This window comes from Phytohalomonas tamaricis (assembly GCF_003012345.1).
Taxonomy (GTDB): Bacteria; Pseudomonadota; Gammaproteobacteria; order Pseudomonadales; family Halomonadaceae; genus Phytohalomonas; species Phytohalomonas tamaricis.
The window spans coordinates 191,861-200,739 of record NZ_PVRV01000015.1; the positions used below are offsets into that span (position 1 = coordinate 191,861).

General features: G+C 62.0%; 8 protein-coding genes. 7 read left to right on the forward strand and 1 reads right to left on the reverse strand.

Going from position 1 to position 8,879, the window contains the following annotated elements; genetic code table 11:
- Positions 1 to 35 precede the first annotated feature (35 nt).
- The 5 genes from C3Z11_RS01515 (at position 36) to aroQ (ending at position 5,100) form a co-directional block, all read left to right on the forward strand.
- The gene (locus C3Z11_RS01515) at positions 36 to 812 is read left to right on the forward strand and encodes a CoA-transferase subunit beta (protein ID WP_449577892.1); all 777 of its coding nucleotides are present in this window, start codon (positions 36 to 38) and stop codon (positions 810 to 812) included.
- On the forward strand, positions 809 to 2,026 hold the full coding sequence (pcaF, locus tag C3Z11_RS01520; RefSeq protein ID WP_106475759.1) for a 3-oxoadipyl-CoA thiolase: 1,218 nt from the start codon (positions 809 to 811) through the stop codon (positions 2,024 to 2,026). The genes C3Z11_RS01515 and pcaF overlap by 4 nt, the downstream gene beginning before the upstream one ends.
- Positions 2,027 to 2,056: 30 nt before the next feature.
- Entirely contained in the window at positions 2,057 to 3,379 is a 1,323-nt protein-coding gene (locus C3Z11_RS01525) for a short-chain fatty acid transporter (protein WP_106475760.1), read from the forward strand.
- Between the two features lie 13 nt (positions 3,380 to 3,392).
- Entirely contained in the window at positions 3,393 to 4,574 is a 1,182-nt protein-coding gene (gene pcaDC / locus C3Z11_RS01530; RefSeq protein WP_106475761.1) for a bifunctional 3-oxoadipate enol-lactonase/4-carboxymuconolactone decarboxylase PcaDC, read from the forward strand.
- 103 nt (positions 4,575 to 4,677) lie between these two features.
- Positions 4,678 to 5,100, forward strand: coding sequence for a type II 3-dehydroquinate dehydratase (gene aroQ, locus C3Z11_RS01535; RefSeq protein ID WP_106475762.1), 423 nt, complete (start codon positions 4,678 to 4,680; stop codon positions 5,098 to 5,100).
- A gap of 78 nt (positions 5,101 to 5,178) precedes the next feature.
- Here aroQ and C3Z11_RS01540 read toward each other — a convergent pair whose 3' ends face one another.
- Positions 5,179 to 6,147, reverse strand: coding sequence for a LysR family transcriptional regulator (locus tag C3Z11_RS01540; RefSeq protein WP_262927173.1), 969 nt, complete (start codon positions 6,145 to 6,147; stop codon positions 5,179 to 5,181).
- A 90-nt stretch (positions 6,148 to 6,237) separates the two neighbouring features.
- Between C3Z11_RS01540 and C3Z11_RS01545 the strand changes: the two genes are divergently transcribed.
- A complete protein-coding gene (locus C3Z11_RS01545; RefSeq protein ID WP_106475763.1) occupies positions 6,238 to 7,296 on the forward strand; it encodes an SDR family oxidoreductase in 1,059 nt (352 codons plus the stop codon).
- A gap of 408 nt (positions 7,297 to 7,704) precedes the next feature.
- Positions 7,705 to 8,778, forward strand: coding sequence for a TRAP transporter substrate-binding protein (locus tag C3Z11_RS01550; RefSeq protein WP_106475764.1), 1,074 nt, complete (start codon positions 7,705 to 7,707; stop codon positions 8,776 to 8,778).
- Positions 8,779 to 8,879 lie beyond the last annotated feature (101 nt).

Below are 8,879 nucleotides of genomic sequence, written 5' to 3' on the forward strand. Positions count from 1 at the left end.
CGACAATAGCCCGCGACTACACCCCCGCCGAGATGATGACCGTCACCGCCGCGCGCGCGCTGGTCAACGGCACCACCTGTTTCGTCGGTATCGGCCTGCCCAGCGAGGCTGCCAACCTGGCACGCCTGACCCACGCCCCCGACACAGTACTGATCTACGAATCCGGCACCATCCAGACCAAACCCGACGTGTTGCCGCTATCGATCGGTGACGGCGAGCTGTGCGACACCGCGCTGACCACCGTCTCAGTGCCCGAGATGTTTCGCTACTGGCTGCAGGGCGGCCATGTCGATGTCGGTTTTCTTGGCACCGCGCAGATTGACCGTTATGCCAACCTCAATACCACGCTGATCGGCGATTATCGCGAACCCAAGGTACGACTGCCCGGCGGCGGCGGCGCGCCGGAGATCGCCACCAACTCGCGTGAAGTGTTCGTTACCATCAAGCACTCCAAGCGCACCTTCGTGAAGGACGTTGATTTCATCACAACCGTCGGCTTTGGCCGTGATGGCAAGGCACGCGATAACCTTAATCCTGAGACCGCCAAGCACATGGGCAAGGGCCCGACCCTGGTGATTACCGATCTGTGCCTGCTGCGTCCCGACCCCGACACCCATGAGCTGATCGTGACTTCGATTCACCCCGGCGTGACGCGTGAGCAGATCGTCGAGGCCACCGGCTGGGAAGTGCGTTTCGCCGACCAGCTCGATGCCACGCCCGAGCCGACCGCACACGAACTCGATGTGCTGCGCGAGCTTAAAGCGCGCACCGACCGCCACCATGCAGGCGACACCGCAGGAGAACGCGCATGACCGACGTCTATCTGTGCCATCCACGCCGCACCGCCGTCGGCAAGTTCGGCGGCGCGTTATCTTCAGTGCGTCCCGACGACCTGGCGGCACGCATCTTCGAGGCCGTGCTGCGTCAGGCGCCTGATCTTGATCCCGCCGCGATCGATGATGTGATCATGGGCTGTGCCAATCAGGCCGGCGAAGACAATCGCAACGTTGCGCGCATGTCGCTGTTGCTCGCCGGGCTACCGGTGACGGTCCCGGGCACGACCATCAACCGCCTGTGCGGCTCAAGCATGGACGCGATCGGTACTGCGGCACGTGCCATCCGCGCCGGTGAGGCCGAGCTGATGCTGGCCGGCGGCGTCGAGTCGATGTCGCGCGCGCCCTTCGTGGTCGGCAAGGCGGAGACCGCCTTCTCGCGCACTCAGGTCATGGAAGACACCACTATCGGCTGGCGTTTCATCAATTCACTGCTGAAAGAGCAATATGGCGTCAACTCGATGCCGGAAACGGCAGAGAACGTCGCCGAGCAGTTCAAGATCTCACGTGAAGATCAGGACAAGTTCGCCTTTGATTCGCAGCTCAAGACCAAGCGCGCTCAGGACAGCGGCCGTCTGGCGCTGGAGATCGAGCCGATCGAAATCCCGCGCCGCAAGCAGGAGCCTTTGATCTTCGATCGTGATGAACACCCACGTGAGACCAGCCTGGAGAAGCTCGCCAAGCTGCCGACCCCGTTCCGCGCCGGTGGTTCAAGCGGCTCTGGCACCGTGACGGCGGGAAATGCTTCCGGCGTCAACGACGGCGCAGTAGCAATGATCGTCGCCAGCGAGGCGGCGGTGAAGCGTTACAACCTGGTGCCGATGGCACGCATTCACGGCATGGCCACCGCCGGTGTCGAACCACGCATCATGGGCATCGGCCCGGTGCCGGCGTCGCAGAAACTGTTGAAGCGCCTGGGCATGACGCTCGATCAGCTCGACCACATCGAGTTGAACGAGGCCTTCGCCTCGCAGTCGCTAGCCTGCCTGCGTGAACTGGGGCTCGATGACAACGACCCCCGCGTCAACCCCAACGGCGGCGCCATCGCACTGGGGCATCCGCTCGGAATGTCGGGTGGACGCATCATCACCAGCGCCATGCATGAGCTGCAGCAAAAAGGCGGCCGCTACGCACTGTGCACCATGTGCATCGGCGTCGGCCAGGGTATCGCCACCCTGATCGAGCGGGTGTAACGCACCACCTGCCGGCGCATCGAGGCCACGATGGAAGCGATAACCAACGTTTCGGTACGGATCGTCCAGCGCTATCTGCCCAGCGCGTTCGTGTTGGCGGTGATTCTCACCGCCATCGTTTTCGTGCTGGGCATGGCGGTCACGCAGCAGTCGCCGATCGCGATGGTCACCTACTGGGGCGATGGCTTTTCGAAGCTGTTCACCTTCGCCATGCAGATGGTCCTGGTGTTGCTGACCGGCTACGTGCTGGCCCTGACGCCGGTAGTGCAATCCGCGCTGTCCGGCCTGACGCGGCACGCCAGTACGCCGCGTCAGGCGATTGTGCTGACCATTGTCGTCAGCTTCGTGTGTTACTACCTCAACTGGGGCTTCGGCATGGTTGTTGGGGCGATTCTGGCGCGTGAAATGGGCCAGAAGGTCGCGGGTATTCATTTTCCGCTGCTCGTCGCCGCGGCCTACGGTGGCGAGCTGGTACGCGGCCCCTCGTCATCGATTCCACTGGTCATCGCCACGCCGGGGCACTTCATGGAAGAGGCGATCGGCATTGTGCCGGTCTCGCAGACCCTCTACTCGAGCTGGAACATTGCCCTGACGCTGCTGCTGCTGGCACTGCTGGTGGCGTTCTTCGCCCGCCAGAAGCAGCCGGAGCATATCGTCGAGCTGCGCGTCGCACAGGAACCAAGCGCGGAACCTGCCCAGCGGGAGAACACCGCACGCCCGTCCCCATCCGATCGCATCGAGCACAGCCGCCTGCCGACGCTGTTTTTGGGACTTCTGGCGGCGCTCTATCTGATCAGCCAGGCGGTGGCCAGCGGCGTCAGCATCGATCTGAACACCATCATCATCTTCTTCCTGGCGTTGGGGTTGCTGTTGCACCGCCATCCTGCTGCATATATCCACGCCGTGGAAAAGGCGGTGGGCGCCGCGCGCGGCATCATCGTGCAGTTTCCGCTCTATGCCGGCATCGCCGGCATGATGACGCAGTCGGGGCTGGTGACCCACTTTTCCGAGGCGATTATCGCGCTGGCAACGCCGACAACGTTCCCCATCCTCACCTTCCTCTCTGCCGGTGCGGTCAATTTCTTCATCCCTTCCGGTGGCGGTCAATGGGCCATTCAAGGCCCGATCATGATGCAGGCAGCGGCAGCGATCGGTGCAGATCCTGCGCAGACCATCATGGCCTTCACCTGGGGCGACGGCTGGACCAACCAGATCCAACCGTTCTGGGCCCTGCCCTTACTGGGTGTCGCCGGGCTGTCAGCACGCGACATCATGGGATACCTCATCATCTGGCTGGTGATCTCGGGCCTCGCGATTGGCGGGGTATTCGCGGCACTGGCCGTGTTCGGATAACGAAGGAGCCAACATGGCATTCATGGACTATCAAGGCCGTACCCTCGCCTACCGCCTGCTCGGCCCCGAAGCGGCGCCGCTCGTGGTGCTGGCCCACCCGCTCGGCATGAGCCAGACGGTGTGGGACGAGGTGCTGCCGACGCTGTTGAGCCGCTACCGCGTGCTGACCTGGGACCTGCCCGGCCACGGCGGCAGCGCGCCGACCGATGGCCCGCTCTCTGCCGAGACACTGACCAGTGAACTGCTGGCGCTGGTCGACCATGCAGGTGCGGCGCGCTTTCACTTCGTTGGCAACTCAATCGGCGGCGCGCTGGGCCAGCACCTGCTCGTCCATCACGAAGAGCGCCTAGACGCAGTCGTGTTGACCAATACCGGCGCCAGGCTCGGCACGCCGGAAAACTGGCACGCCCGCGCCAAGCGCGTACGCGAAGAAGGCCTAGTGAATATGGCCAGCGAGCTGGCGCCGCGCTGGTTCAGTGACAAGACAAAAGAGAACGCCGCGCTGGTGGCGGGCTGGATCGCCCAGCTGGCACGCACCGACGATGAGAACTACGCCCAGCTGTGCGAGATGCTGGCTGCATTCGATATGAATGATGCCCTGCGTCAGGCCGACTTCTCTCAGCGCAACGCCATTCACTTGCTTGGCGGTAACGACGACCTTTCGACGCCGCCGGAGACGCTGGCTCAGCTTGCCGCCTGCCTGCCCGGCGCGCCGCTGGAAATCCTCGCATCGGTCGGCCACGTGCCGCCGGTGGAGCAGCCCGAGACAATGGCCAAGCGGCTCATGCAATGGCTAGCGCCGCGCCGCGACGACGTTGGGGCGCACGGCGTGTCCTATGACGAAGGGCTTGAGACACGCAAGCGTGTGCTCGGCGCCGAACACGTCGAGCGCGCCTCGAAAAACGCCGCTGAACTCGACCAGCCGTTTCAGCAGATGATTACGCGCTTTGCCTGGGGCGAGCTGTGGGGCAGTCAGGACCTGTCGGTGACCCAGCGCAGCCTGATCACGCTGGCAATTCTCGCCGCACTCGGCCGTGATGGCGAACTGGTGCTGCATCTCAAGACCGCCCATCGTACTGGTGTCTCCCAGGCCGAACTGCGCCAGGTGCTGATGCATGTGGCGACCTACGCTGGCGTGCCGGCTGCCAACCATGCCTTCGCGCTGGCCAAGCAGCACGGCTGGGGCGACGAATGAAGATGTCGCACTGAGATTGACGAAACCTGCAACCTCTTGCTGCCGAAAGGCTGTGGGGCCGTTACCATGACCGACTTGTTTCTCTCACATCAGGAGCGTTTCAATGAACGTGCTCGTGCTCAACGGCCCTAACCTTAATCTGCTCGGCAAGCGCGAGCCCGATATCTACGGCCATGAAACGTTGGCTGATATCGAGAATGCCCTGCGCCATCGCGCCTTCAACGAGGGGGTCGAAATCGACTTCTTTCAGACCAACCATGAAGGGGCGATGCTTGACCGCATTCACGACGCTCGCGCACGGGTGGATGCCATCATCATCAATCCGGCAGCGTGGTCACATACGTCAGTGGCCCTGCTCGATGCGCTCAAGGCATTCGAAGGCAAGGTGGTGGAAGTGCATCTCTCCAATATTCATACCCGTGAAAGCTTCCGCCACCACTCCTATATTTCAAGCCGAGCCGATGGCGTGATTGCAGGGCTTGGCAGCTTCGGTTATCTCGCTGCGCTGGACTTTCTGACACGTTGAACAGGCTGACACGTTGAATAAGCTGACACGCTGAAAGAAGGCTTGAATCATCGCCCCGGCTAGCCCGGGGCGCTGTGTTTATCGCCGGTGCCATTCATCCCAGTAAGGCGGCGCCCCGACTCGGGCAAACAGATAGTCGAGAAAGACCCCCACCTTGGGCGAGCGCAGCCGGTTCTCGGGATAGATCACATGGATGGCCTGCGGCTGCGGTTCGACCGCACCGTCCCACTCGCTCAGCAGCGGCACCAGCGCGCCACTTTTCAGCTCGTCGCTGACCAGCCAGGTCGGAAACAGCACGATGCCCTGTCCGGCCAGCGCGGCGACCAGCAGGCTTTCGGCGTCATTGCCGCCCAGGTTGCCTCTCACCTCGTAGGGCTGAAATGCCTCCCCAGGGGCAAGCTCACCGTGGCGATGAAAATACCAGCGCTGCTGACCACGCGGCCCCTTGTAAACCAGGCAGTTATGCTCAAGGAGCTGCTCGGGGCATTGCGGTATGCCATGTTCACGCAGGTAGGCGGGCGCCGCGCAGACGATAAAGCGCATCTCGGCGAGCTTGCGCGCCACCAGACTCGAATCAACCAATGGGCCGACCCGAAAGGTGATATCGACGCCCTCCTGCACCGGGTCGATGAACGCATCTGTCAACGTCAGCTCGGCCTCAATGGCAGGATAAGCACGCTGAAACTCGGTCAGCAGCGGGGTGATATGACGCCGGCCGAAGGCGACGGGGCCGTTGAGATGCAGCAGTCCGCTGGGCTGAGCGTCGGGGTTGACGATCGATTCCGTTGCCAGATCGAGTCGTTCGAGCACCTCGCGCACGTCGCGATAATAGCGTTTCCCGGCCTCGGTCAGACTGACCGCCCGGGTATGGCGAAACAACAGGCGCTGGCCAAGCGCCGTCTCCAGCGCGGTAACGTGGCGTGAAACCGAAGATACCGCCATCTGCAACTCATGAGCGGTAGACGTGAAGCTGCCGGTAGCGGCAACGCGTTCGAATACATGCAGCGCCACCAGGCTGATCGAGTGGCTCCTGATCAAGTTGCGCATAGGACAATACACATTTGCAGGGCGCCCCATGGTAGCAAATCGCGCCACGCACTACTCTTATGTCAAATTCATTTTGTTATGAGAGGCATCATGCGTAAAGGAACGGCACTTGTGGTCGGCGCTACCGGCATCACCGGCGGCAATCTGGCAAGCTATCTTATCGCCAGCGGTTGGACCGTCTATGGCCTGTCGCGCCGACCGAGCCAGCAGGCAGGCATCATTCCCGTGGCGACCGACCTGCTCGACGCCGAGGCGACCCAAACGGCACTCAAGGGGCTTGATATCTCTCACGTCTTCTTCTGCACCTGGACACGGCGCGAGAACGAGAAGGAGAACGTCAAGGCCAACGGCGCGATGATGGACAACCTGTTCGCCGCCCTTGATGCCGACAAACTCAAGCACGTCTCGCTGGTCACCGGCACCAAGCACTACTTGGGTTCATTCGAGAACTACGGCAGCGGCACGGCGGAAACGCCTTTCCGCGAGTCCGAGCCGCGCGTGCCTGGCGACAACTTCTACTACACCCTCGAAGACATCATGTACGCCGCTGCCGAGCGCTACGGCTTCAGCTGGAACGTACACCGTCCGCATACCGTGATCGGCTACGCCCGTGACAATGCCATGAACATCGGCGTGACCCTGGGCGTCTACGCTTCCATCTGCAAGGCGACGGGGCGCAAGTTCACCTTCCCCGGCTCGCAGGTGCAGTGGAACGGCCTGACCGACATGAGCGATGCACTGCTGCTGGCGCGTCAGATGGAGTGGGCAGCGCTGGCGCCCGGTGCCCAGAATCAGGACTTCAACAGCGTCAATGGTGATGTCTTCCGTTGGCGCTGGATGTGGCAGCAGATTGCCGACTTCTTCGGCGTGGAGTCCGGCGGCTGTCCTGAAACGCCCGCACCGCTTGAAGAACAGATGAAGGCTATCGCTCCCGAGTGGGCACGCCTTGCCGAGCAGCATGGTCTGGTCGAGTCTGACGTGACCCGGCTGGCCTCCTGGTGGCACACCGACGCTGATCTTGGCCGCGAGGTCGAATGTCTCAACGACATGACCAAGAGCCGCGATTACGGCTTCGATGGCTATCAAGATACCCGCGCCTCGCTGCTCGATCTGTTCACCCGCCTGCGCGCCGAGCGCATCATTCCCTAATCTCGATTCACGCTCGTCCCTTTCGGCGCCGGCACATCATGTGCCGGCGCTTTTGGTTGTACGACGAATGGCCCATCCTTCCTCGCTATCTCTCTTGCGCCGCGCCGCTGCGCCCTTCGCACCGTCCTGGCCCGGTGTGCGGCATGCAACGCGGACCAAGGTCTAATTGCTCCCCTCTGCAGTGTCTTTACAGTGAAGTTTACGAACTATTGTTCGCATCTCACACAACGCGGGAGGCCGCCATGTCTCATCACGGTTTAACCCACCACCCGTCGCTTCGCCATGCTGCAGCCTGTGTACTGTGTATACAGCGGTTCCTCGCAACTAACGGTCTCTGCTGCCAAGCAGGGAGTTGACTCGCGGAAAAGCTGCATCAGCTCTCTTTCCGACACTCATCGAGGTATCAAGATGTTATCTAAATGGCTACATACCGCATCACTTGCCAGCGCTGTTGCACTGATGGGCTTTTCGGTCACGGCCGAAGCCGCTACCACGTTACGCGTCGCCCACTTCTGGCCATCCGGTTCAGCGATCAACCAGCAGATCGTGGAGCGCTGGGCCGATACCGTCGCGAAGGAATCCAACGGTGAGCTCAAGGTGCAGATATTCCCCTCCGAGACACTGTCCAAGGCGGACCAGTCCTATCAGGCGACGGTCAACGGCGTAGCCGATATCACCGTCACCGCACAGGGCTACACTGCCGGGCGCTTTCCGCTGAGCCAAGTGGTGGAACTGCCCGGCATCTCGAAAAGTTCAACTCAAGGTTCATGTATCACCCAGACGCTATATGACCAGGGCGGTGCGATGGCTGACGAGTATCGTGACTCCCACGTACTGTTCATGTTCACCACCGGCCCGGGGTTCATCCATACCCGCGACAAGGCGGTCGAGAAGCCCTCTGATCTCGCCGGCTTGCGTATCCGCCGGCCCACCGTGGTGGTTGGTGAAATGCTCTCCGCGCTGGGCGCACAGTCGGTCGGCATGCCAGCACCGGAGGCCTATACCTCAATGCAGCGCGGCGTGATCGACGGCACTACCCTGCCGTGGGAAGGGATGAAAACGTTCCGCTTGAACGAGCTGGCGGACTACCACACCGAGATGCCGCTCTACACGCTGATTTTTGTCGCCACCATGAATGAGCGCGCCTACCAGCGCCTGCCTGACAATCTGAAAAAAGTCATCGATGACAATAGCGGCATGAAGTGGGCGCTCAAGGCCGGTGAAGTGTTCGATAGCGTCGATCTGGCCGGCCGCAAGGAAGCCCAGGCCAAGGGTGAGGATGACCATATTCTCACCATTGCCGACCCGCTCAACGATCCCGCCTGGGGCCCCCCGCTCAAGCAGGCCACAGATAAGTACTTGAACGATCTGGAGAAAAAGAGACTGCCGGCGCGTGAGGTCTATCAGCAGGCCCAGGCGGCACGCGAGAAATGTGCCACCGCAGGCGATCAGCCGGCGTCGGAGGGTCTGAACGCATCATGAACGCCCTGCTTCGTCTCAGTACCTGGCTGAGCCGCATCGCGCTGACCGTCGCCGGCATTGCCTTGCTGGCAATGATGATGGTGACCGTCGTCGATGTCGTG

What these genes read in the sequence shown, in the direction of transcription:
- C3Z11_RS01515 (WP_449577892.1), top strand. Translation starts at nt 36, where the DNA reads ATGACCGTCACCGCCGCGCGCGCGCTGGTCAACGGCACCACCTGTTTC.
- pcaF (WP_106475759.1), top strand. Translation starts at nt 809, where the DNA reads ATGACCGACGTCTATCTGTGCCATCCACGCCGCACCGCCGTCGGCAAG.
- C3Z11_RS01525 (WP_106475760.1), top strand. Translation starts at nt 2,057, where the DNA reads ATGGAAGCGATAACCAACGTTTCGGTACGGATCGTCCAGCGCTATCTG.
- pcaDC (WP_106475761.1), top strand. Translation starts at nt 3,393, where the DNA reads ATGGCATTCATGGACTATCAAGGCCGTACCCTCGCCTACCGCCTGCTC.
- aroQ (WP_106475762.1), top strand. Translation starts at nt 4,678, where the DNA reads ATGAACGTGCTCGTGCTCAACGGCCCTAACCTTAATCTGCTCGGCAAG.
- C3Z11_RS01540 (WP_262927173.1), bottom strand. Translation starts at nt 6,147, where the DNA reads ATGCGCAACTTGATCAGGAGCCACTCGATCAGCCTGGTGGCGCTGCAT.
- C3Z11_RS01545 (WP_106475763.1), top strand. Translation starts at nt 6,238, where the DNA reads ATGCGTAAAGGAACGGCACTTGTGGTCGGCGCTACCGGCATCACCGGC.
- C3Z11_RS01550 (WP_106475764.1), top strand. Translation starts at nt 7,705, where the DNA reads ATGTTATCTAAATGGCTACATACCGCATCACTTGCCAGCGCTGTTGCA.